Raw genomic sequence first — 22,204 nt, 5'->3', positions numbered from 1 at the left:
GCATTTTGGCGAATGCTGGTCACAACCGGGTCGCCAGACCCAAAAAAGGGAACTTCGCTATGTCTGACGAAGACGACGACATCATCCTTTCCGAACTGAACGACGACGACCTTGTGCAGCAGATGCACGATGATCTCTACGATGGTCTGCGTGAAGAAATCGAAGAATCTGTCAACATCCTGCTGGAGCGCGGCTGGCAACCCTATGACGTGTTGACCACCGCGCTGGTTGGCGGGATGACGATTGTGGGCCAGGATTTCCGCGACGGCATCCTGTTTGTTCCCGAGGTGCTGCTGGCGGCCAACGCGATGAAGGGCGGCATGGCGATCCTGAAACCGCTTTTGGCGGAAACCGGCGCGCCGCGCATGGGCAAGATGGTGATCGGCACGGTCAAGGGCGACATCCACGACATCGGCAAGAACCTGGTTTCCATGATGATGGAAGGTGCCGGATTCGAAGTGGTCGATCTGGGCATCAACAACCCGGTGGAAAACTATCTGGACACCGCCAAGGCAGAGGGCGCAGACATCGTCGGCATGTCGGCGCTTTTGACCACCACGATGCCCTATATGAAGGTTGTGATCGACACGATGGTCGAAACCGGCATTCGCGATGATTACATCGTGCTGGTCGGTGGCGCCCCGCTGAACGAAGAATTCGGGCGGGCCATCGGCGCGGATGCCTATTGCCGCGACGCTGCGGTGGCGGTCGAAACCGCCAAATCCTTTGTGGCACGCAAACACAACCAACTGGCGGGGTAGATCCTGCCATGACCACGGCCTCGCCCCCGATGGATATGGGCCTGACGGATGTGGGCCCTAAGGATGCCGGGCTGACGGATGCTGGCCTGACGGATGCGGGGCTGACAAATTCGGCCCTCGCCCCCGCGGGCAAGGGCCGCATCCTGTTGATTGCCTGCGGGGCTTTGGCGCGTGAAATTCTGGCGCTGAAGTCCGCCAACGGCTGGGACCACCTTGACCTGACCTGTCTGCCCGCCAAATTGCACAACACACCGGATCAGATCACGGATGCGGTGCGGGCGGCGGTGGCGCGTCACCGCGACGCCTATGACCGGCTGTTTGTGGTCTATGCCGATTGCGGCACCGGTGGCCGGCTGGCCGCGGCCTGTGACGACATGGGCGTCGAAATGGTGCCCGGCCCGCATTGCTATAGTTTCTTCGAAGGCAATCAGACGTTTGCCGCCCGCGAGGAATTCACGGCCTTCTACCTGACCGATTTTCTGGTGCGTCAGTTTGATGCCTTTGTCTGGCAACCGCTCGGGCTGAATCGTCACCCCGAGCTGCGCGAGATGTATTTTGGCAATTATGAAAAGCTGGTCTATCAGGCACAGACCGATGATCCCGCTCTGACGGAGAAAGCCCAAGCCTGTGCTGATCGGCTGGGTCTGGCTTTTGAGCGCCGTTTTACCGGCTACGGCGATTTAACCGCGATCCTCGACCGCTTTGCCAAGTAACCCCGCAAGAAACGCCAGGTTCACGGCCTGTGGTAACTATCGGATTTGCGTATTTTAAAAAGAGAAGAAAGCAGATGGATCGCGCCCTGCACGGGCTTCTTCTCTTCTTAAATACGCCTGCTCCCACGTTGCCCGACGCACAGGCATTTGCGATGGTTATTGTGCCAAGCCATCGCGAAGAACGTCAAGAACCACCGCGCTCGGCACCTCTGCGGTTACAAATGCCGCGCCAATGCCGCGCGCCAGAATGAAGCGCAATTGGCCGTCGACGACTTTCTTGTCCTGTCCCATCAGGTCCAAGAGCGCCTCTGCCCCCGGCAGATCGCCGGAAATATCCGCCAGATCGCATTTCATGCCCATGGTTTTCAAATGCGCGCGCACACGGCTGGGGTCTTCTTGCGAGCACAGGCCGAGCCGTGCGGACAGCTCAAACGCCAGCGCGCAGCCCACAGCCACGCCTTCGCCATGCAGCAACCGGTCGGAATAACCGGTCGCGGCCTCCAAGGCATGACAGAAGGTATGCCCAAGGTTCAGCAATGCGCGGTCGCCCTGTTCGGTTTCGTCGCGCACCACGATCTCGGCCTTCATCTCACAGGAGCGGCGCACCGCGTGAATGCGGGCTGCGGCGTCGCCTGCGGCCATCTTGGGGCCATTGACCTCTAGCCATTCAAAGAAGGCCAGATCGCCCAGCATGCCGTATTTGATCACCTCGCCATAACCGGCAAGGAAATCGCGCGGCGTCAGCGTGTTCAGCACATCGGTATCCGCCAGTACCAGAGACGGCTGATGAAACGCACCGATCAGGTTCTTGCCCTGCGGGGCATTGATCCCGGTTTTGCCGCCAACCGAGCTGTCGACCTGGGCCAGAAGCGAGGTCGGGATCTGTACGAACCGCACCCCGCGGCGCAGAACCGAGGCTGCAAATCCCGCCAGATCGCCGATCACCCCGCCGCCAAGCGCCACGACCACGTCACGGCGTTCGATCTTTTGCTCCAGCAGCCATTCGACCGCGCGCGAAAACTGGGGCCAGGCCTTTGTCGCTTCGCCCGGAGGCAGGGCCAGGGCCACCATCTCAATACCTTCGGATGCCAATCCGGCCCGCAGGCCGTCCAGATGCGCCGCCGCGACGTTTTCATCCGTGATCACCGCAACACGGGGCCGCGCCAGGAACGGCGCAATTTCAGCACCAGCGCGGGCCAAAAGACCGCCCCCGATGCGAATGTCATAAGCCCGATCGCCCAGCGGGACGTGCACGGTTTCACCAAAAGTCTGGGTCATTCCTGTCTCTCCAACACATCGGGGCGCAGTTCCAGCTGGTCCAGCACCCGCGCCGCAGTTTGATCGATTGTAAAAGTCTTCTCGGCCTTCACCTTGATGTCGGCCTTGGCGTATTCCGGCACCCGCAGCTCATAAAGATGTTTCAGCGTTGCATAGGGATCTGCGGTGCGCAGCAGTGGCCGGGTGTCTTTGTGCCCGACGCGATGCCACAGAACATCCAGATCGGCATCCAGCCAGACGGCCACGCCCTTGGCCGAAATCATGTCCCGGTTGGTCCCCGAAAGAAAGGCCCCGCCGCCGGTCGACAGCACACAGCGTTGCGTGCCCAGAAGCCGGCCGATCACCTGGGTTTCCTTCTGGCGGAAAAACGCCTCGCCATCGCGAGAGAAGATCTCGGCAATCGACATATTTGCCGCTTCGACAATCTCTGCGTCCGAATCCAGAAACGGCACGCCCAGACGATGCGCAAGCGCCCGTCCCACCGCCGTCTTTCCGGCGCCCATCATTCCGACCATCACAATGGTCTTATTCACCTGCCAGCGCATATTCTCGTCGTTTTCGGGCTGAAAAACGCCAACCCTATTCAAAATGTTGTTTCCTGGACGTGAATGACGTGAACTTGGGCAAAAGGCCAGATATAAGAAACAAAAAACCACCCCGCAAAGCGGGTTCCTTCACACCCACCGGACCGGGCGGTGACGTCGCGGTGCCGCGTTGGGCAAAGACATTGGCAAAGGCAGAGGCAGTCACGCGATGGGGCGATTGATCAAATATCTCTTTTATCTGGCAATTTTGGCCGGAATTGGCCTTGTGGGCTATGCATATATCGGGCCGTTTTTCGGGGCCGATTTTTCACCCCCGGCACAAGAGATTCGCAGGCCGGTGGAACTCGATGCGGGTTAAACAGGCCTGGTGCGGGGCGATGATGCTGGCGATGGCCGCAACGCCATCGGCCGCACAGGACCCTTTGTCGGCAATTGACTGGCTTGATCGGCAATCTCTTGCCGACGATGATCTGGCGCTCGCGCCAAATGCCGCGCGCCCGTCAAATGCGGCGCGCCCCCCCGGTGCTGGCCCGTCGACGAAACCCGCCATCGCCGAGCCGCCGGTGACCAGAGACGCCCGCCGACCAGAGATCACCGTCAGGCCGCTGGATGAGGCGACCAGCGACGCTGTCGGGCTTTTGCCATCCCATGTGACCGGATTTCCGCAATCCCTGTGGCAGGGCAGCGATGCCGCCCGCTTGTCGGATCTGATGATTGCGCAGAATGTCGATGGTCAGCCGGCCATGCAATCGCTGCTGTTTGCACTTTTGTTGGCCGAGGCCCTGCCGCCCGCCCAATCCGAAGGCCGTTTCCTGATGGCGCGGGTCGACCGGTTGATCGCGCTGGGGGCCGTGGCCCAGGCGGCGGAACTGTTGTCGCAGGCCCATGCCGATGAAGACCGCGACCTATATGCCCGGGTGCTGGATCTGGCGCTGCTGTCCGGCCCCGGCGTTTCGGCCTGTGAAAAGCTGGTTGAAGATCCCGGAATGGCGCCGGATCTGGACACGCGGGTCTATTGTCTTGCGCAGGGGGGGCAATGGGATCTGGCTTTGACCACATTGGAAACCGGGCGCGCCCTGGGCGACATCACGGCGGCGCGGTATTCCCTTTTGCTGGCTTTTCTCGACCCGGAGCTGGCCTCTGGCCTGCCGGCCCTGCCCCCGTCCCAGCGGCTGACGCCCTTGGAATACCGCCTGCATGAGGCAATTGGCGAGCCTGTGCCAACCCAAAGACTTCCCCGCGCCTTTGCCACGGATGATCTGACCGGGGACAGCGGTTGGAAGGCCCAGATCGAGGCCGGTGAACGTCTGGTGCGCGCCGGGGCGCTGGCGGAACAGCGGCTGTTTGCATTTTATACCCTTGGGCGGGCCTCGGCCTCTGGCGGGGTTTGGGACCGGGTTCAGGCAGTACAGAGCTTTGAGACCGCACTACAGGCCGGCGATGTGCGGGCGACGGCCACGACGCTTCTGGCGGTCTGGCCAATGATGGTGGACAACGGGCTGGCCACCGCATTTGCCAAGACATATGCCCGGCAATTGGCAGATCTGCCGCTCACCGGCAGTGCCATGGCGGTCTATCAACAGGTCGCCTTGCTGTCGCCGGACTATGAATTGCTGTCCCGCTTGATGTCGCCGCTCGGGCTACACCAGAAATTTGCCGTGGCCTTGGCCCAGGGCCGCCCGCAAGAGGCCAGTGCCCCGACATCGCGCGCCCGTGCCATTGCCGATGGTTTCACCACACCGCCGCCGGCCTCGCTGGTCGCGCTGTTGGACCAGGACAAACTGGGCGAAGTCATTTTGCGCGCCATGTCTTTGGCCTATCAGGGCTATCTTGGCGATGAGACCTCGTTGACCGAAGCGCTGGCCACCCTGCGGCATGTCGGATTGCAAGACACCGCCCGGCGCATGGCATTGCAGGCGCTGTTACTGTCGGCTGAGGGCTGATCCATGGATCACGCACATATTTCAGCCTTTCTTGAGGCTCAGGCCGCCGAATTGGGCGCGGCCAACAACACGCTGCTGGCCTATGGCCGGGATTTGCGGGATCTGGCGGATTGGATGGCGGCGCGGGATCTTTCGTTTGAGACGGCATCACGCGGCGATATCGAAGCCTATTTGGTGCATTGCGAGGCCCAGGGTCTGGCGCGGTCGACGCGGGCGCGCAGGCTCTCGGCGGTCAAGCAGATCTATCGCTTTGCCTTTGAGGAAGGCTGGCGCATGGACAATCCAGCGATCCAGATCGCCGGTCCCGGCAAGGAAAAGCGCCTGCCCAAGACCCTGAGCATTGACGATGTCGAGGCGCTGCTGCAAGCGGCGGCCGCCCATGGCCGGACCGAAGCGGACCGCGCGCGGCACGCCTGTTTGATGCAGGTGCTTTACGCGACCGGATTGCGGGTGACAGAGCTGGTGTCGCTGCCGGTGGCCGCGGTGCGCGGTGATCCGCGGTTGATTCTGGTCCGCGGCAAGGGCGGCAAGGAACGCATGGTGCCGCTGTCCCCGCCTGCGCGTGATACCCTGGTGACCTGGCTGGCGATCCGCGACGCCGACGAAGATGCCGCACGCCAAAAGGGCAAGCCCGCATCGCCGTTTCTGTTTCCGTCGCGCGGCAAGGCCGGGCATCTGACCCGACATTGGTTTTTCAATCTGATCAAGACCTTGGCGGTCGCAGCGAAACTCGATCCCGCTGATGTCACGCCACACACCCTGCGCCATGCCTTTGCCACGCATCTGTTGCAAAACGGCGCCGATCTGCGTGCGATCCAGACGCTTCTGGGCCATGCCGATGTCGCCACAACCGAAATCTATACCCATGTGCTGGAAGAACGGTTGCGGGAATTGGTGCTGGAACATCACCCGCTGGCAAAAGACTGACAGCCGCTGCACATGCCCCCCTTGCTTGACGACAGATCGGCCGCCACCAGCACCGTTCAAATCACTGTTAAAATCACCGTTCAAACCACCGTTCAAATCACTGGCCACAACAATCCCCAACAGATCGGCAGGCTTTGCGCTGCCTTCCCTTGATCACTGGCGGTTCCACCCCCATAACCTGACCAGATCAACTGAAAGACAGGACCATGGAACCCACAACCGCGTCGATGGACGCCGCCCTTTGGATCACCGCCGCCGCTATCCTTTTGCTTCTGGTGTTATCCGGCTTCTTTTCCGGATCGGAAACAGCGCTGACCGCCGCCTCACGCGGGAAATTGCGCGCCCAGGCGGACAAGGGCAATCTTGGGGCGACACGTGCGCTGGAAATCACCGAAGACAACGAACGGCTGATCGGGTCGGTCCTGTTGGGCAACAACCTGGTCAATATTCTGGCCACCTCGCTTGCGACGGCGTTGTTCACCCGGTTGTTTGGCGAAAGTGGCGTGGCGCTTGCGACGCTGATCATGACCTTGCTGGTGTTGATTTTCGCCGAGGTGCTGCCCAAGACCTATGCCATCACCAACGCCGAAAGCGCCGCTGGCGCGGTGTCACGGCCCATTCAGATCGTGGTAAAGGTGTTTTCGCCGATGGTCAGCGCGGTGCGGGTGCTGGTGCGCGCCCTGCTCAGCCTGTTTGGCGTTCAGACCGATCCCGACAGTCATATCCTTGCGGTGCGCGAAGAAATCGCCGGGGCGCTGAACCTTGGCCATTCCGAAGGCGTGGTGGAAAAGGAAGACCGCGACCGTATTCTGGGCGCGCTGGATCTGGCGGAGCGCACGGTCGAGGAAATCATGTTGCACCGCTCCGGCATCGAGATGATCGACGCCGATACCCCGCCGCGCGACATCCTGACCCAATGTCTTCAGAGCCGTCACACGCGGTTGCCGATCTACAAGGACGACCCCGAAAACATCATCGGCGTGATCCATGCCAAGGATCTGTTGCGCGCGATGTACAAATTGGTCGACAACACCGGCGCACCGGCGGATGTGATCAACGGCTTTGACATCACGTCGATCGCCATGAAACCCTATTTCGTGCCGGACACCACGTCACTGGATGACCAAATGCGTCAGTTCCTGCGGCGGCGCACCCATTTCGCGTTGGTGGTGGATGAATACGGCTCGCTCGAAGGTCTGATCACGCTTGAGGACATTCTGGAAGAGATCGTTGGTGAAATCACCGATGAATTCGACCCCGACGCCGAACATTCGGTGCTGGGCGGCGATGACGGCCATTTTCATGTCGATGGCGCGATGACCATCCGGGATCTGAACCGCGCCACCGATTGGAACCTGCCGGACGACACCGCCAACACCGTGGCCGGTCTGGTGATCCATGAGGCCCAGATCATTCCCGCCGTCGGCCAGGTGTTTTCCTTCCACGGGTTCCGGTTCGAGGTCACAGAACGCAAGGACAACCGCATCACCCGGTTGAAAATTCGCCCCCTGTCGTGAGCGTGATCTGATCCGACATTGCGCTGGTCGTGACCTGAAACTGACAGGATATGGCGGCGGTTTGCGACAATGCGCCCTGCGGCCCATGGTCCGGCCAGACTCCACGACGTTGCCCCCTGTGCTGGTTGATCAATTTCAAACCGATCAACAGTTTCATACCATTTCCGGCAGAAAGGTTTCCGATACCCGATCAATATTCAAACGCCATCACAGCCACAGGTGTATTCGAGCGTCATAACGACCAAGACTGGTTCAAGATCGAACTGGACGCGAATGGCAGATATTTTGTCGATCTCGAAGGTGCCTAGACGGAAAAAGGGACAATCGTTGATCCCAAACGCCAAGGGCTTTTGGGTGCTTCCGGGAACCCGTTGCGCCAGGGATTTGACGACGACAGCCGCCAGGGCTGGAACTGCCGCGCCGTCCTGAATGTCCAAACTGCGGGCACCTATTCTATCAATGCCAAGTCGCGTTTTTCCTCCGCTGTTGACGAACCCCATGCCATTTCCCTGTCGCAGATCACGGATGATTTCTCACGGATGATTTCGGGGACTCGCCCGATGACCCACATGCGACAGGGAAAAAAACAAAAAATCGGCGATGCCTGGGCGGCTCGCCGATTTTGTTTTGGCTGAGGGAATCTATCTGGAAAAACAGGGCCTGCCACCTGCGACGCTGCCAACAGGTCAGGCAGCGCAGCAGGACTTGCCGTGATGGATCAGGCTGCGTTCTTGACCAGCGGTCTGGCCTGGGCAAAGGACAGCAGGCGTTTGCTGTCTTCGTCCCACAGATGCAGCCGCGCATTGGCCAGGCTTTCGCGGATCGTCATGCGGTTGCCGGTCGCCAATTCGATGTGATCGCGCAGCACCGCTGGCAGGCGATAGAACGGAATTCGGGAATACAGGTGATGCACGTGGTGGATGCCGATATTGGCGGTCAGCCATTGCAGCACCGGCGGCATCACGTAATGCGAACTGCCGTGCAGGGCGGCCTCGTGCAATTGCCAGTCTTCCTCGGCCTCCCAATGGGTGGTTTCGAATTGATGCTGCACGTAAAACAACCAAACACCGGCGGTTGCCGCCAAAAGTGTCGAGGGCAGGAAGATCAACAGGATCGCCATCAGCCCGCCGAAATACCAAATCACCCCCAAAGCGCCAAGGATCGCCGCATTGGTGCACATCGCCGACACCCAATATTGCAGATGCCCGGTCAGCCCCAGCGGCAGACGGTTTTGCAGGAAAAACAGATAGCCCGGCCCAAGACCAAACAGCACCACAGGATGCCGGTAAAGCCGGTACAACAGGCGATTCATCGGCGACAGGGCGCGATATTCCGCCACTGTCAGCGTATGCACATCGCCCATGCCGCGACGCCCAAGGTTGCCGGACGAGCTGTGATGCATGGAATGCGAACGCCGCCAGACATCATAAGGCGTCAAGGTCAGCACACCAATCACCCGCCCCAGCCAATCGCTGAGCGAGCGGTTCTTGAAAAACGCGCCATGGCCGCAATCATGTTGGATCGCAAACAACCGCAGCAAAAACGCGGCATTCACCACCGAAATCGCCAAGGTCAGCCAATAGCTGACCCCCAGCGACCACCAGGCCAAGGTCCACAAGACAACAAAGGGTCCGACGGTCACCCCCAGTTCGAACCAACTGCGCGCGGCGCTGGGTTCACGATAGTCCGAAAGGATTTTGATCCAGTCACGCGCGGCGCGGTCCACTGGATCTTGCGGGTGTGTTACGGATTTTTCAAACATATGCCTGTTTTCATTGTTGGCCGACTTCATAGACGATAAGTGCGCGCGTGCAAATCCAACTTCTGTGTCTATTGCATGTTCCGTAACAAACCCGCGCCGTTTCACGCCAAAACGCGTGTTTTTTGGCGATTATGACTTGAGGAACCAAGTGATTGCGTTGCTGTATCCTGCGGCTTGCAACAGCGCGATCTTGGAATCCCAGGCGGCGGGACAGACCACGAGAATCGCTGCATTGCCGCGGTCCTTTCGCGCAGCCTCGGCCCTTGCCAGAAGCGCCGCGGCAGAATGGCCGTCGTCGACAAGGGTCGCAGGGTCATCCAGATCAATGTGGTGGAAATCGTCGATGATCCCGATGCGCCCGGCGTCATGGGCCGGTGGCAGATGCAGCGGCGTGGCGGGTTGCGATATGGCGTAGCCTTCGAAAATGCCTTCTGCTTCGGCGACAAACATATCCCGGTCGGGCAAGGTCATGCTGCGCGCCATCCAGGACCCGAACCGCGCATCTGCCTCTGGATGTGGTTTCCAGAAAAGCGGGTTCAGCGCCTCAAGGATCAGTCGGTGTTCGGCGCTGGACGCAACAATCGCGGCCAGATCCGCCTCGCCCGCCTTGCGAATCTCCGCATCGCTGTCGGCGGACACCAGATCCGTTTTGGAAAAGTAGTTTGTCACCGGCTGATAGTCACTGGCGGCAATCACGGCCTCCCAAGCGCCGCCAACAACGGATGTCGTCAACAGGATCTTGGCGCCGGCGGCCCTCAGATCAACCTCTGCGGCCGCTAGCAAGGCCTGATCAGTGCCCGCGGGCGCATTTGCCGCGACACAGCTGTCTTCCATGATCAATCCCGGCGCGCCGTGTTCCCCGGCATAGATCGGCGGCACCGGCAACAGGATCGAATGTGCCACGCCCACCACATCCCGGCCATCAACCGCCAACAGCCACTGCTGGCGAAATGGCGGATTGGTGTTATCCATCGCCGCCTGCAATGTGCTGCGGATTTTGGTTTCGGCCTCTGCGTCCACAACCCAGAACTCCGGGTTTTGCGCGCTGCGCGCTGCGGCGTCCAGCATCATCAGGCCCACAATCTGGTCCAGATCTTCAACTGTAGCGGTGCGTATTTCGATCGACATCAGCGGTCCTCGCCCCTGTAAGTTTCGGTCTGGGGCCACCCTATGGCGACACCTGACAAGTGTCGAGACAACCAGAACGCGCACGCCTGCGACCGGCTTGGATCAGCCGAACGCGATTGACCTCTGGTCGCTGACACCCTAGGGTTGAAACCCAGATATCCCCCCGAAAATCCGCCAAAGGTTCAGATGTCCCAACACCGTGGTCCCCTGTTGATGATTGCCGCGATGGCGCTGTTTGCGCTGGAGGACATGTTCCTGAAGGCCGCCATGGTGCAGGTCTCGGTCGGATTCGCCCTGATGGTGTTTGGCGCCGGCGGCATGGTCGTGTTTCTGGTCTGGGCGGCGCTGCGGGGCGAGCGGCTCTGGCATCCTGCGATCTTTACGCCGCCGCTGATGTTGCGATCCGTGTCCGAGGTTGCGGGACGGGTGTTTTACACGGTGGCCATCGCATTCGCCCCGCTGTCGCTGGTGTCGGCGATCCTGCAGGCGACGCCGTTGGTGGTTGCCATCGGGGCGGTGGTGTTTTTTGGCGAAACCGTGGGCTGGCGGCGATGGCTGGCGATCTGCATCGGCTTTGTTGGCGTGTTGATGATCCTGCGCCCCGGCACCGACGCGTTCGAGGTCACATCGGTCCTTGCCGTGCTTGGCATGTTGGGATTTGCCGGGCGCGATCTGGCAACCCGCGCCAGCCCGCCCTCGATGTCCAACGTCCAGATCGGGGTCTACGGCTTTTTGATGCTGGTGATTGCAGGCGGGCTTTTGACCGCGTTTCAGGGTGTCGGGCCCCTGCCCGACCTGCACGGCACAGCCGCCTTGCTGGCCGCGATTTTGATCGGGGTTCTCGCCTATACCTGTCTGACGGGGTCGATGCGGATCGGCACCGTGTCGATCACCGTTCCGTTTCGCTACACCCGGCTGATTTTTGCCATGATCCTGGGCATAACGGTGTTTGGCGAGCGGCCCGATCTGATGACATGGTGCGGCGCTGCGGTGATTGTCCTCAGCGGGCTTTACACCCTGTTCCGCAGCGAAAAGGCCGCCGCCTAGGCCGTCTTTTCACAACATCGCCCCTTAACATCCCCGCCGATTGGCCCTATATTGCTCTTTGTCCTTCGGGACTATGAACATAAACGCGCTCGTAATAAGCGGTTCGGACCCGGGGGCGGTACCCGGCGTCTCCACCAAACATCCCTCATTTGGGGACCATGGGGACGAAACAGGATCGACGAACGTCTAAAGGAGTTAGCTTTGTTTCGGTGAGTTACCACCGTTATCGGTACACTTAAGCTAGTTGCAAATGACAACAAAGCTCCGATGGCGATGGCTGCGTAAGCGGTCCTAACTATCGAAATCTAAGTCCTCTGGCTTTGCAGCCTTTGGCGGGGTTCGCAGGTACCTGGCAACAGAAACCTGCACTACCTCCCCCCCCGTCCGATACCCCCGATACACAACCAGCGCGGACATCACTGCGACTGCGGACGGCGCGATATTGAATCTTCGCGACCGGCGCCACTGGTTTGACAACCGCTGCGCCATGGGGAAGTTTGGCGGCATGGGGCGAATCGCGACTGCCCCGTGAGGCTTCGGCCCAAAGTCGCATCCAACGCCAAGTGACCCGTAATTCAGCGCCACGCGGAAGGGATGTGCCATGCCTGCGCCCAATGAAATTACCGTACCACAGTTGAACCGACTGATCGGAACCCCCGATTGCCCGGATATTGTGGATATCTCGATTGACCCGGACTTTGCTGCCGATCCTTACATGATCCCCGGCTCGTATCGCTTTTCGCATACCGACGCGGCCGGTCTGGTGGCGCGGCTGCGTGGCAAACGCGCGGTCATCATCTGCCAGCGGGGGATCAAGCTTAGCCAGGGCATGACCGCATGGTTGCGCGCCGAAGGGATCAGCGCCGAATACCTGTCCGGTGGCATGTATGGCTGGCGCGATGCGGCGGACACCCTGCGCATTCCCGCCGCCGTGATGCCACCGCCCGTCGATGGCGCAAGCCTCTGGGTCACGCGCCACCGGCCCAAGATCGACCGCATCGCCTGTCCCTGGTTGATCCGCCGGTTTGTGGATCGCAATGCGCGGTTCCTGTTTGTCTCTCCGGCAGAGGTCATGGGCGTTGCCGAACGATTTGGAGCCACGCCATTTGATGTCACGGATGTGTTCTGGTCGCATCGCGACGCGCAATGCACCTTTGACACCATGCTGGAGGAGTTTCAGCTGAAATCCCAGCCGCTGATGCGTATGGCCCGCGTGATCCGTGCCGCAGATACCGATCGCCATGACCTCGATCCGGTTGCTGCGGGCCTTTTGGCCATGTCGGTGGGCCTGTCCCGCCAATACCGCGATGATCAGGCGCAGCTGAATGCCGGCTTGGTGCTTTATGATGCCTTGTACCGCTGGGCGCGGGACGGCTTTGGCGAAACCCACGACTGGCCGGACCCCAGCGCAGGCGGAGCGAACAAGACATGAGCATTTCGAATTCTGCATTGTTGCATGCCTTTGGCCGGATTGGCCTGCTGTCCTTTGGCGGGCCGGCGGCACAGATTGCCGTCATGCACCGCGAATTGGTCGACGACCGCAAGTGGCTGACCGAAGAGCAATTCCTGCGTGCGCTCAGCTTTTGCATGATGTTGCCGGGGCCCGAAGCCATGCAATTGGCGACCTATGCCGGGTGGCGGTTGCGCGGCACCTTTGGCGGGGTTCTGGCGGGGCTGTTGTTTGTGCTGCCGGGGGCCTTTGTGATTGCGGCACTGGCGGCGATCTATATCCGTTTTGGCGATGTCGGGCTGGTGCAGACCCTGTTTGTCGGGATCAAGGCGGCGGTGATCGTGATCGTCGCGCAGGCCCTGTGGCGTTTGTCGAAAAAGGCGCTGAAGGACGGGGTTGCGATCCTGCTGGCGGGGGCCGCTTTTGTCGGGTTGTTCCTGTTTCAGCTGCCTTTCCCGCTGATCGTCGGTCTTGCCGCGCTGTTCGGGGCCACGCGCGCCAATTCCGCGCCGACCCCGGAAATTCCGGCCCGTGCCGGGCGCGCGCCGCTGTTGGCTGTGCCGATTTGGGGGGCGCTTTGGCTGATACCGCTGATTGTCCTTTGGGCGCTGAACCAGGACTTTCTGCTGAACCTGTCGCTGTTCTTTGGCAAACTGGCGCTCGTCACCTTTGGCGGTGCTTACGCCGTGCTGGCCTATATGACGCAAGAGGTGGTTCAGGCCCAGGGCTGGATCACCACACCGGAAATGATCGACGCGCTGGGGCTGGCGGAAACCACGCCGGGGCCGCTGATTCTGGTGACGCAATTTGTCGGCCATCTGGCAGGTTTTCACGAATCCGGCTGGGGAGGAATGATCCTGGCCGGGTTTCTGGCGCTCTGGATGACCTTTACCCCGTGCTTTCTGTGGATCTTTGCCGGGGCCCCCTATCTGGAACAGATCACCACCCGCCCGCGTATCGGCGCCGCCCTGACGGCGGTGACGGCGGCCGTTGTCGGGGTGATCGCCAACCTGTCGATCTGGTTTGCCCTGAACGTCTGGTTCGCGCAAGCGACCACATGGGACATCGGCCCGGTCCATCTGTTGGTGCCGGACTGGCACAGCCTGTCCCCCGCCGCCGTTATCCTGACCGGTCTGGCCGCGATTTGCATCTTTTGGGGGCGGCTTGCGGTACCGCTAACGTTATTGATATGCGCTTTTGCGGCCTGGGGGCTGACTTTGGTTACCGGAATGTGAAATCCTTGCGCGTCACCCTCTTTTGTTTCGACCCGAATCTTCTATGATTGGGTGCAATGTGACGGGGAAAATTCATGTCTCGCAGTATCGACTACGGCAATCTTATGCATCATGCCATGCGCGGATTAATCCGCCGGGTGCTGGAAGACGTTTCTAAAAACGGACTTCCCGGTGAGCATCATTTTTTCATAACTTTTGACACCACCCAGCCCAATGTTGAAATGGCGGCCTGGCTGTCGGAACGCTATCCGGCTGATATGACCGTGGTGGTGCAACATTGGTATGAAAATCTGGACGTTGGCGAAGACGGGTTTTCGATCACCCTGAATTTCGGCGATGCGCCGGAACCGCTGTACATCCCCTATGACGCGATCAAGACCTTTGTCGATCCGTCGGTGGAATTTGGCCTGCGCTTCGAATCTCAGGATGATGAGGACGCGCCATTGGCCGCCCTGCCGGAAGAAGAAGACGACAGCGACCCCAAGGCCGACACCCCAGCGGCCGCAAAAGATGCCGAAGTGGTCAGCCTGGACAGTTTCCGCAAATCGTGACCCCGGCGACGACAGGCCAAAATTCGGGCAAAGATTTGGGCCAAAGTTCGGGCCAGAAGACGGGCTGAGAGACAGTCTGAAAAACAGGCCGGGATCTGTATTTCTATGGATCCCGCGTGGCCAGGTAACGGCCAGTCGCATATCCCGTGAAGCTTTGGTGACATCGGCCTGTTGGTCGTTGATTGGTGCTCTGCAGGTTGTATCGGTTCTTCAGGTTGTATGGAGAGACCTGAATGACCCGAAATTCAAACACCAGCGACATCGGACTTTTCCTTGGTGAAATGTTGCGGCGTCCCGCAGAGGTTGTGGCGATTGCCCCGTCGTCTGCGCTATATGCCCGTAAAATGACCGAAGGCGTCGAAGAGGCCAAAGGCCCGATCGTCGAAATCGGCCCCGGCACAGGCAGTTTCACCCGCGCGATCCTGGACCGCGGAATCGCGCCGGATCGGCTGACCCTTCTGGAGATGAACCCGCGGTTCTGCGAAACCCTGCGGGCCAAGTTTCCCGGCGTGACAGTGTTGAACCGCACCGCGCAGGAAATCGAAGACATCGGACTGAGCGGGATTGGCGCCGTGATTTCCGGCGTTCCTGTGCTGGCACGCCCCACGATCCAGCGCGAAGTTGTCGGTCGTGCCTTTCGTGTCATGCGCCCCGATGGCTTCTTTAACCAACTGACCTATAGTCCGAAATCGCCGATTTCCCCGGACATGTTGATGGAACTTGGGCTCAGCGCCGAAAAACGCGCGACGGTTTGGGCCAATCTCCCGCCGGGGCGGGTGTTTGTATTCCGTCGTATACATCATTGATCTTGTCGGCGGTTGCGGTATTGAAGGGGCAAACCGCCAAGGAGTGACCCGAATGACCGCAACTCGCACAGAAACCGACAGCTTCGGCCCGCTGGACGTCCCCGCAGACAAATACTGGGGCGCACAAACCCAGCGGTCGATCATCAACTTCCCCATCGGTTGGGAAAAACAGCCCATCGCGATTGTACGCGCCTTGGGCTGTATCAAAAAAGCCTGCGCCATGGCCAACAAGGACCGTGGCGCATTGGACGCCCGTCTGGCCGATGCCATCATTCAGGCGGCCGGCGAAGTCTATGACGGCAAGTTCGACGACAATTTCCCGCTGGTGGTCTGGCAGACCGGATCGGGCACCCAGTCGAACATGAATTCCAACGAGGTGATCGGCAACCGCGCGATTGAAATCCTCGGCGGCGAAATGGGCACCAAGGATCCGGTGCACCCGAACGACCATTGCAACATGGGTCAATCGTCGAACGACACCTTCCCCACCGCCATGCATATCGCCACCGCGATGACCGCTCATGATGTGCTGATCCCCGGTTTGGAAAAGCTGCACGCCGCGATGCAGAAGAAGGTCGAGGAATTCGACGGCATCATCAAGATTGGCCGCACCCACACCCAGGATGCGACACCGCTGACGCTGAGCCAGGAATTTGGCGGCTATACCCATCAGATCGCGATGGGCATCCAGCGGGTCAAGGACGCGCTTGGCCGGATCTACGAGCTGGCACAGGGTGGTACCGCTGTTGGCACCGGGTTGAACACGCCGGTGGGCTGGGGCGAAACCGTCGCCGCCAATATGGCCGAAATCACCGGCCTGCCCTTTGTCACCGCCCCGAACAAGTTCGAGGCGCTGGCCGCACATGACGCAATGGTCGAAATGTCCGGCGCGCTGAAAACCGTGGCGGCATCTTTGTTCAAGATCGCCAACGACATCCGCCTGCTGGGCTCTGGTCCCCGCTGCGGATTGGGCGAATTGATCCTGCCGGAAAACGAACCCGGCTCGTCGATCATGCCGGGCAAGGTCAACCCGACCCAATGCGAGGCACTGACACAGGTCTGTGCCCATGTCTTTGGCAATGACGCGGCGGTCGGCTTTGCCGGGTCGCAAGGCCATTTCGAGCTGAACGTCTACAAGCCCATGATGGCCTATAACGTGTTGCAGAGCATGCAGCTTCTGGGCGACGCGGCCAGCGCATTCACCGACAATCTGGTGGTTGGCCTTGAGGCCGACAAAGACCGGATTGAAAAGCTGATGCGGGAATCTCTGATGCTGGTCACCGCGCTGGCGCCGGAAATCGGCTATGACAACGCAACCAAGGTCGCCAAGACCGCGCACAAGAACAAAACCACGCTGAAAGAAGAGGCAATTGCCCTTGGTTTTGTCGACGAAGAAACCTTCGAACGTGTGGTCCGCCCGGAAAACATGGTTGGCCCGAAATAAGCGCTTTTGATCGCCACGCTCGGCACGGGTCCGCCTGTGCCGAGCAACACAATTGACGCCACGGGCGCGATTGCTAGGATTTTTGCCAAAGGAGACCCCATGGCGGCAAAAATCATCAATCTGCGGCAAGCCCGCAAACAAAAATCCCGCAGCAACGACATGGCGCAAGCCTCTGAAAATGCAGTTAAATTTGGCATGTCCAAGGCGCAGAAACACCACGATGATCTGCAAATCAGGCTTCAGGAAAAGCACCTTGATCACGCGAAGCGGGAGATGCCACCATCAAGTGATGACGATGACATCAAATCGCCTTAAGGTTTTGTAAGTCTTTCACGAGTTCTGTGTATACCGACACAAAGGACGATAAAGACCGCAGGCCAGCCGCGCGACTCCACGGGGATTTCGGAACGCCTGGCCGTGCTTTTGATGTCCTTGTACCGGTGCAACACGGTGCAGACTGAACGCCAAACCACTTTGATGGGGAATACGCCCGGCATGAACGGAAGACCCAAGAAACGCTCTCTGACCCTGCGGGGGCATCGCACGTCGGTGTCGCTTGAGGATGACTTCTGGCACGCATTGCGCGAGATCGCGCTGGAAAAAGGGCGGCCAATCAACGCTTTGGCGGCTGACATTGACGAGGAACGCGGCACAGACTGTGGTCTTGCTTCGGCGATCCGGCTTTATGTTCTGCGCTATTACCGCAAGGCTGACGCGGCCTGAAACGGCTGCGACGCCTGCGGCGGTGACGGCGCTATAGGTCCAGGAAACCGACGAAACGGATCAGTCGGTTTCTTTTTGCGCCAGGGCCCAGGCACAGACCGGAAACAGATCGTCATTTTCCAGGTCGTCATGGTCTTTTTCGTAAACCGGCGGCCATTTTCCAACCAGATTGCGCATTCCGGCGGCCCGATTGCCCCATTGATCGGACACAACGTTTTCTTCGGGAAAACCGGCTTCGATCAACAGGTTTTTCAACCCCCGCGCCGACCAGCGGGAACAATCCACCGGCGCGCCGTGGTAGGGCACGAAAAACGGCACCGCGACCCAGAAATATCCGCCGGGGCGCAGCATCTCGCGCACATGGCCAATCGCGCCATAAGGCCGGTCCAGATGTTCCCAGACCTGATTGGCCAGCACAATATCACAAGAGATGACCCCCGCATCGTCACTCAGCGGGCCCGCACAGATGTCATGAGTGGGATAGTATAGCGATTGGTATTTCCGAAAGCCGAAATTCTTGCCCCAGACACCGGAAATTTCTACGGCTTCAAGTTTCTCCGGCTCCAACGTCCGAATAAGCATCCGGCTTTTTTTCTGCATGAACACCCGGTTGAGACTTGCCACCTGAACACCCTCTTGTCGCTATTGCACTTATTTATCCTTCTGCTAGCCAATGCAGCCGGCGCAAATATGTCATCACATGGCCAATAGCGGCAATTCACGTCAAATTTGCCGCAAATCCCCGGATCTGTGTTCAATGCGCATCAGGCAAACCGGTGCACGGCGGCCAAACGGCCTATTTGTTTGCCCGGGCTTTGGCGCGTTTCTTTTCCGCCACCAGCTTTTCTGCCAGATCGCGGGCAATGGCAAAGGCACCTTTGATCTTGTCCGTATCGCTGTTCCAATCGCGGCGCACCACGATCTTGTTGTCTTTGACCTTGGCCAACCCGCGCTGGTCCTTGATGAATTCCACCAAACCCTGGGGCGAGCCATATTTGTCATTGTGGAACTGTAGCGTCGCGCCCTTGGGGCCTGCGTCCAGTTTGGCAATCCCGGCCCGTTTGCACATCGCCTTGATCCGCACAACCAAAAGCAAGGTATTGACCTCTTTCGGCAATTTCCCGAACCGGTCGATCAGCTCGGCGGCGAAACCTTCCAGCTCGACCTTGGTTGTCAGCGACGACAGGCGCCGATAAAGCCCCAACCGCACATCCAGATCCGGGACATAGTCATTGGGGATCAACACCGGCACGCCCAGATTGATCTGTGGCGCCCATTGATCGTCGCTGTCGTTCAGCCCCTCCATCTCGCCGGAACGAATCTTGGCAATCGCCTCTTCCAGCATGGATTGATACAGCTCATATCCGACATCGCGCATTTGGCCCGATTGTTCCTCGCCCAGAAGATTGCCGGCACCGCGAATATCCAGATCCTGCGAGGCCAGCGTAAATCCCGCGCCGAGTGTATCGAGCGAGCCCAGCACCCGCAGACGTTTTTCGGCGGTATCGGTCAATTTGGCGCGCGGTTTGGTGGTCAGATAGGCATAGGCGCGGGTTTTCGACCGCCCCACCCGGCCACGAATTTGATAGAGCTGCGCCAGACCAAACATGTCGGACCGATGCACAATCATCGTGTTGGCGGTCGGAATATCCAGACCGGATTCCACAATGGTGGTTGCCAACAACACGTCATATTTGCCGTCGTAAAACGCGTTCATCTTGTCATCAAGCTCGCCCGCGGCCATCTGGCCATGGCCGACGACATAAGACACCTCTGGCACCTGATTTTTCAGGAAATCCTCGATTTCCGGCAGGTCCTTCAAGCGCGGCACGACATAGAAACTTTGCCCGCCGCGATAATGTTCGCGCAACAGCGCCTCGCGGATCGTGACCGCATCAAATTCGCTGACATAGGTGCGGATCGCCAGCCGATCGACCGGCGGCGTTCCAATGATCGACAGATCCCGCACCCCCGACAGCGACAATTGCAGGGTACGCGGAATCGGTGTCGCGGTCAGCGTCAGCACATGAATGTCGGTGCGCAGCTGTTTCAGCCGTTCCTTGTGGCTCACGCCGAAATGCTGTTCCTCGTCGATGATCAGCAGGCCAAGGTTTTGAAAACGTATGGATTTGGCAAGCAAGGCATGGGTGCCAATCACGATATCGGCTGTGCCTTTGGAAATCCCCTCGCGGGTCAGCGCGGCATCGCGGCTCGACACAAAGCGCGACAGGGGGCGCACATTGACCGGAAAGCCGCGAAACCGCTCGGCAAAGCTTTGATAATGTTGCCGCGCCAGCAGCGTGGTCGGGGCAATCACCGCCACCTGCATGCCCGACATCGCCGCGACAAAGGCCGCGCGCATTGCGACCTCGGTCTTGCCAAACCCAACGTCACCGCAGATCAACCGATCCATCGGCTGGCCGGAATGCATGTCGTCCATCACATCGCCAATGGCGCGCAGCTGATCGTCGGTTTCTTCATATGGGAACCGGGCGCTGAAATCCTCATAGGAGCCATGCGGCGGATCCATCACCGGGGCCTTGCGCAGCGCGCGTTCGGCAGCCACGCGGATCAACCGCTCCGCCATCTCGCGAATGCGTTCTTTCAGTTTGGCTTTCTTGGCCTGCCAGGCACCGCCGCCCAGCTTGTCCAGCAACCCCGCCTCGTGGCCGTATTTCGACAGCAGCTCGATATTTTCGACCGGCAGATAAAGCTTGGAATTCTCGGCATATTCCAGCGCCAGACATTCATGCGCGGCCCCGGCGGCGGTGATCACCTCCAGCCCGTGATAGCGGCCAATGCCGTGATCGACATGCACCACCATGTCACCGGGGCTGAGCGATTGGGTCTCGGTCAGGAAATTTTCGGCCCGGCGCTTTTTCTTGGCCGAGCGGATCAACCGATCGCCCAGGACATCCTGTTCGGAAATCACCGTGATGCTGCACTGTGGGCCGCCCGCGTCGCCGCCTGCGGTCAGCGGCCCCTCGAACCCGTGCTCCAAGGCCCAGACCGCCAGATGCAGCCCGCGTTTGCCAATGCCCCGCGCGTCGCGGATATGGACGGTTTCGGCAAGCCCCTCGTCCTCGATCAAGCCCGAGAGCCGCTCGCGCGCACCTTCGGAATAAGAGGCGATCACCACCGGGCCGGCCTGCATCTTTGCTTTAACGTGATCCGCCAAAGCCCCGAAAAGGCTTATATTTTCCTGCTGTCGCTCGGGGGCGAAATTGCGTCCAATCCGCCCGCCCGCGTCGCGCACGCCCGGACCAGAGGCCTGGGCCAACGGATGCAGCTGCAAGATCCGTCGCGCCCCCAAAGCCGCCTGCCAGGCCGCATCATCCAGATACAGCGTGTCCGGCGGCGCAGGTTTGTAAACGCTGTCCATGCGCGATTTATTTGCCATGGCCAGACGGCGGGTTTCATATTGATCTTCGATCATCTCCCATCGGCTGAGCCGCACCGGGGTTGATTGATCATCCAGGCTCACCGTCGCCTTGGGCAGGTAATCGAACAGGGTTTCCAACCGGTCATGGAACAGGCCCAGCCAATGCTCGGCCCCCTGATGTTTGCGCCCGGCGCTGACGGCCTCATACAGTGGATCATCACTGCCGGCCGCCCCGAATTCGATGCGATAGTTTTGCCGGAAACGGGTGATCGCGGCCTCGTCCAGAATGACCTCGGACACCGGTGCCAGCTCGACCAGCTCCATTTTCTCGGTCGTGCGCTGGGTCGCGGGATCAAAGCCGCGCGCCCCGTCCAGCACATCGCCGAACAGATCCAGCCGCACAGGCCCGCCTTCGCCCGGTGGGAAAATGTCGATAATCCCGCCCCGCACGGCGTAATCGCCGGGCTCCATCACGGTCGGGGCCTGTACAAACCCCATCCGCACCAGAAAACCACGTAGGGCGGCCTCGTCGATCCGGCTGCCGACGCGGGCCGAAAACGCCGCTTCGCGCAACACGTCACGTGCCGGGATTTTCTGGGTCGCAGCGGACAAGGTGGTCAACAACACAAACCGATCCGGCATGCCATGCACCAACCCCGCCAGCGTCGCCATGCGCGCGGCAGAAATATCGGCATTGGGCGACACCCGGTCATAAGGCAGACAATCCCAGGCGGGAAAGGTCATCACCGGCATATCCGGCGCAAAGAACGCCAGCGCCGCCTGCATCGCCGCCAGACGTTTGTCATCGCGGGCAATGTGCAACACCGGGCCGCCGCTTTTCGCGACTTCCTCAAGGATCAGGCGGGCATCAAAGCCCTCGGGCGCGCCGCCAACAACCAGCGGTCTGGAAATGGGATCTGACATGGAGAGCTAAGTGCGTCAGCCGACCGCAGAGGTCAACCGCGAAGACCGGCCCAAAACCCGCCCAAGAC

Annotated in this window: 21 protein-coding genes and 1 other RNA gene; 14 read left to right on the top strand and 8 right to left on the bottom strand. The window is 60.0% G+C overall.

The window, feature by feature from the left end:
- The first annotated feature begins 59 nt into the window (after positions 1-59).
- Both Q4577_RS05585 and Q4577_RS05580 read left to right on the top strand, forming a co-directional pair.
- Complete coding sequence (locus Q4577_RS05585; protein ID WP_303469844.1) at positions 60-761, top strand: B12-binding domain-containing protein; 702 nt, start codon at positions 60-62, stop codon at positions 759-761.
- Positions 762-796: 35 nt separating this feature from the next.
- Positions 797-1,474 carry a DUF1638 domain-containing protein gene (locus Q4577_RS05580; RefSeq protein ID WP_303469877.1) on the top strand — a complete coding sequence of 226 codons (678 nt, stop codon included), beginning with the start codon at positions 797-799 and terminating at the stop codon, positions 1,472-1,474.
- A 156-nt stretch (positions 1,475-1,630) separates the two neighbouring features.
- Here Q4577_RS05580 and aroB read toward each other — a convergent pair whose 3' ends face one another.
- Positions 1,631-2,752, bottom strand: coding sequence for a 3-dehydroquinate synthase (aroB, locus tag Q4577_RS05575; protein WP_303469845.1), 1,122 nt, complete (start codon positions 2,750-2,752; stop codon positions 1,631-1,633).
- Complete coding sequence (locus tag Q4577_RS05570) at positions 2,749-3,339, bottom strand: shikimate kinase (RefSeq protein WP_303469846.1); 591 nt, start codon at positions 3,337-3,339, stop codon at positions 2,749-2,751. Before Q4577_RS05570 ends, aroB begins: the two co-directional genes overlap by 4 nt.
- Positions 3,340-3,644: 305 nt before the next feature.
- On the opposite strand from Q4577_RS05570, the gene Q4577_RS05565 reads away from it, so the two are divergent.
- The 3 genes from Q4577_RS05565 to Q4577_RS05555 all read left to right on the top strand — a co-directional run bounded on the left by Q4577_RS05565 (position 3,645) and on the right by Q4577_RS05555 (position 7,684).
- Positions 3,645-5,240: a hypothetical protein gene (locus Q4577_RS05565; RefSeq protein ID WP_303469847.1), complete on the top strand. Its 1,596-nt coding sequence runs from the start codon at positions 3,645-3,647 to the stop codon at positions 5,238-5,240.
- A 3-nt stretch (positions 5,241-5,243) separates the two neighbouring features.
- Entirely contained in the window at positions 5,244-6,167 is a 924-nt protein-coding gene (locus Q4577_RS05560) for a site-specific tyrosine recombinase XerD (RefSeq protein ID WP_244687080.1), read from the top strand.
- Between the two features lie 206 nt (positions 6,168-6,373).
- A complete protein-coding gene (locus Q4577_RS05555) occupies positions 6,374-7,684 on the top strand; it encodes an HlyC/CorC family transporter (RefSeq protein WP_244687083.1) in 1,311 nt (436 codons plus the stop codon).
- On the opposite strand, the gene Q4577_RS05550 is transcribed toward Q4577_RS05555, so the two are convergent.
- The 4 genes from Q4577_RS05550 to Q4577_RS05535 all read right to left on the bottom strand — a co-directional run bounded on the left by Q4577_RS05550 (position 7,653) and on the right by Q4577_RS05535 (position 10,574).
- Positions 7,653-7,841 carry a hypothetical protein gene (locus Q4577_RS05550; protein ID WP_303469848.1) on the bottom strand — a complete coding sequence of 63 codons (189 nt, stop codon included), beginning with the start codon at positions 7,839-7,841 and terminating at the stop codon, positions 7,653-7,655. The two genes, Q4577_RS05555 and Q4577_RS05550, sit on opposite strands and share 32 nt — an antisense overlap.
- 40 nt (positions 7,842-7,881) lie before the next feature.
- Positions 7,882-8,184, bottom strand: a complete 303-nt coding sequence (locus tag Q4577_RS05545; RefSeq protein ID WP_303469850.1) for a hypothetical protein — start codon at positions 8,182-8,184, stop codon at positions 7,882-7,884.
- 218 nt (positions 8,185-8,402) lie between these two features.
- On the bottom strand, positions 8,403-9,446 hold the full coding sequence (locus Q4577_RS05540; RefSeq protein ID WP_244687087.1) for a fatty acid desaturase: 1,044 nt from the start codon (positions 9,444-9,446) through the stop codon (positions 8,403-8,405).
- A 129-nt stretch (positions 9,447-9,575) separates the two neighbouring features.
- Positions 9,576-10,574 (bottom strand): hypothetical protein, encoded by a 999-nt coding sequence (locus tag Q4577_RS05535; RefSeq protein WP_303469852.1) that lies wholly within the window; start codon positions 10,572-10,574, stop codon positions 9,576-9,578.
- Between the two features lie 186 nt (positions 10,575-10,760).
- On the opposite strand from Q4577_RS05535, the gene Q4577_RS05530 reads away from it, so the two are divergent.
- From Q4577_RS05530 to Q4577_RS05490, 9 genes are all read left to right on the top strand, one after another.
- A complete protein-coding gene (locus Q4577_RS05530) occupies positions 10,761-11,621 on the top strand; it encodes a DMT family transporter (protein WP_303469853.1) in 861 nt (286 codons plus the stop codon).
- Positions 11,622-11,641: 20 nt separating this feature from the next.
- Positions 11,642-11,991: a transfer-messenger RNA gene (gene ssrA / locus Q4577_RS05525) on the top strand.
- 231 nt (positions 11,992-12,222) lie between these two features.
- The gene (locus Q4577_RS05520; protein WP_303469855.1) at positions 12,223-13,053 is read left to right on the top strand and encodes a chromate resistance protein ChrB domain-containing protein; all 831 of its coding nucleotides are present in this window, start codon (positions 12,223-12,225) and stop codon (positions 13,051-13,053) included.
- Positions 13,050-14,306, top strand: coding sequence for a chromate efflux transporter (gene chrA / locus Q4577_RS05515; protein ID WP_303469857.1), 1,257 nt, complete (start codon positions 13,050-13,052; stop codon positions 14,304-14,306). Before Q4577_RS05520 ends, chrA begins: the two co-directional genes overlap by 4 nt.
- A gap of 74 nt (positions 14,307-14,380) precedes the next feature.
- Positions 14,381-14,857 carry an SspB family protein gene (locus Q4577_RS05510; RefSeq protein WP_303469859.1) on the top strand — a complete coding sequence of 159 codons (477 nt, stop codon included), beginning with the start codon at positions 14,381-14,383 and terminating at the stop codon, positions 14,855-14,857.
- 233 nt (positions 14,858-15,090) lie between these two features.
- The gene (locus Q4577_RS05505; RefSeq protein ID WP_303469861.1) at positions 15,091-15,663 is read left to right on the top strand and encodes a class I SAM-dependent methyltransferase; all 573 of its coding nucleotides are present in this window, start codon (positions 15,091-15,093) and stop codon (positions 15,661-15,663) included.
- Positions 15,664-15,715: 52 nt separating this feature from the next.
- Positions 15,716-17,107, top strand: coding sequence for a class II fumarate hydratase (gene fumC / locus Q4577_RS05500; RefSeq protein ID WP_244687097.1), 1,392 nt, complete (start codon positions 15,716-15,718; stop codon positions 17,105-17,107).
- Between the two features lie 6 nt (positions 17,108-17,113).
- Positions 17,114-17,422: a DUF4169 family protein gene (locus tag Q4577_RS05495; RefSeq protein ID WP_303567600.1), complete on the top strand. Its 309-nt coding sequence runs from the start codon at positions 17,114-17,116 to the stop codon at positions 17,420-17,422.
- Between the two features lie 180 nt (positions 17,423-17,602).
- The gene (locus Q4577_RS05490; protein WP_244687101.1) at positions 17,603-17,830 is read left to right on the top strand and encodes a ribbon-helix-helix domain-containing protein; all 228 of its coding nucleotides are present in this window, start codon (positions 17,603-17,605) and stop codon (positions 17,828-17,830) included.
- A gap of 60 nt (positions 17,831-17,890) precedes the next feature.
- Here Q4577_RS05490 and Q4577_RS05485 read toward each other — a convergent pair whose 3' ends face one another.
- Together Q4577_RS05485 and mfd are read right to left on the bottom strand one after the other, a co-directional pair.
- Positions 17,891-18,454, bottom strand: a complete 564-nt coding sequence (locus tag Q4577_RS05485) for a class I SAM-dependent methyltransferase (protein ID WP_303469864.1) — start codon at positions 18,452-18,454, stop codon at positions 17,891-17,893.
- Between the two features lie 172 nt (positions 18,455-18,626).
- The gene (mfd, locus tag Q4577_RS05480; RefSeq protein WP_303469866.1) at positions 18,627-22,136 is read right to left on the bottom strand and encodes a transcription-repair coupling factor; all 3,510 of its coding nucleotides are present in this window, start codon (positions 22,134-22,136) and stop codon (positions 18,627-18,629) included.
- Positions 22,137-22,204 lie beyond the last annotated feature (68 nt).

Source organism: Marinovum sp. 2_MG-2023, assembly GCF_030548265.1.
Lineage (GTDB): Bacteria > Pseudomonadota > Alphaproteobacteria > Rhodobacterales > Rhodobacteraceae > Marinovum.
Note: the sequence above shows the minus strand (reverse complement) of the source record. Positions and strands in the feature narration are given on the sequence as shown.

What these genes read in the sequence shown, in the direction of transcription:
- Q4577_RS05585 (WP_303469844.1), top strand. Translation starts at nt 60, where the DNA reads ATGTCTGACGAAGACGACGACATCATCCTTTCCGAACTGAACGACGAC.
- Q4577_RS05580 (WP_303469877.1), top strand. Translation starts at nt 797, where the DNA reads ATGGGCCTGACGGATGTGGGCCCTAAGGATGCCGGGCTGACGGATGCT.
- aroB (WP_303469845.1), bottom strand. Translation starts at nt 2,752, where the DNA reads ATGACCCAGACTTTTGGTGAAACCGTGCACGTCCCGCTGGGCGATCGG.
- Q4577_RS05565 (WP_303469847.1), top strand. Translation starts at nt 3,645, where the DNA reads ATGCGGGTTAAACAGGCCTGGTGCGGGGCGATGATGCTGGCGATGGCC.
- Q4577_RS05560 (WP_244687080.1), top strand. Translation starts at nt 5,244, where the DNA reads ATGGATCACGCACATATTTCAGCCTTTCTTGAGGCTCAGGCCGCCGAA.
- Q4577_RS05555 (WP_244687083.1), top strand. Translation starts at nt 6,374, where the DNA reads ATGGAACCCACAACCGCGTCGATGGACGCCGCCCTTTGGATCACCGCC.
- Q4577_RS05550 (WP_303469848.1), bottom strand. Translation starts at nt 7,841, where the DNA reads ATGAAACTGTTGATCGGTTTGAAATTGATCAACCAGCACAGGGGGCAA.
- Q4577_RS05545 (WP_303469850.1), bottom strand. Translation starts at nt 8,184, where the DNA reads ATGGGGTTCGTCAACAGCGGAGGAAAAACGCGACTTGGCATTGATAGA.
- Q4577_RS05540 (WP_244687087.1), bottom strand. Translation starts at nt 9,446, where the DNA reads ATGTTTGAAAAATCCGTAACACACCCGCAAGATCCAGTGGACCGCGCC.
- Q4577_RS05535 (WP_303469852.1), bottom strand. Translation starts at nt 10,574, where the DNA reads ATGTCGATCGAAATACGCACCGCTACAGTTGAAGATCTGGACCAGATT.
- Q4577_RS05530 (WP_303469853.1), top strand. Translation starts at nt 10,761, where the DNA reads ATGTCCCAACACCGTGGTCCCCTGTTGATGATTGCCGCGATGGCGCTG.
- Q4577_RS05520 (WP_303469855.1), top strand. Translation starts at nt 12,223, where the DNA reads ATGCCTGCGCCCAATGAAATTACCGTACCACAGTTGAACCGACTGATC.
- chrA (WP_303469857.1), top strand. Translation starts at nt 13,050, where the DNA reads ATGAGCATTTCGAATTCTGCATTGTTGCATGCCTTTGGCCGGATTGGC.
- Q4577_RS05510 (WP_303469859.1), top strand. Translation starts at nt 14,381, where the DNA reads ATGTCTCGCAGTATCGACTACGGCAATCTTATGCATCATGCCATGCGC.
- Q4577_RS05505 (WP_303469861.1), top strand. Translation starts at nt 15,091, where the DNA reads ATGACCCGAAATTCAAACACCAGCGACATCGGACTTTTCCTTGGTGAA.
- fumC (WP_244687097.1), top strand. Translation starts at nt 15,716, where the DNA reads ATGACCGCAACTCGCACAGAAACCGACAGCTTCGGCCCGCTGGACGTC.
- Q4577_RS05490 (WP_244687101.1), top strand. Translation starts at nt 17,603, where the DNA reads ATGAACGGAAGACCCAAGAAACGCTCTCTGACCCTGCGGGGGCATCGC.
- mfd (WP_303469866.1), bottom strand. Translation starts at nt 22,136, where the DNA reads ATGTCAGATCCCATTTCCAGACCGCTGGTTGTTGGCGGCGCGCCCGAG.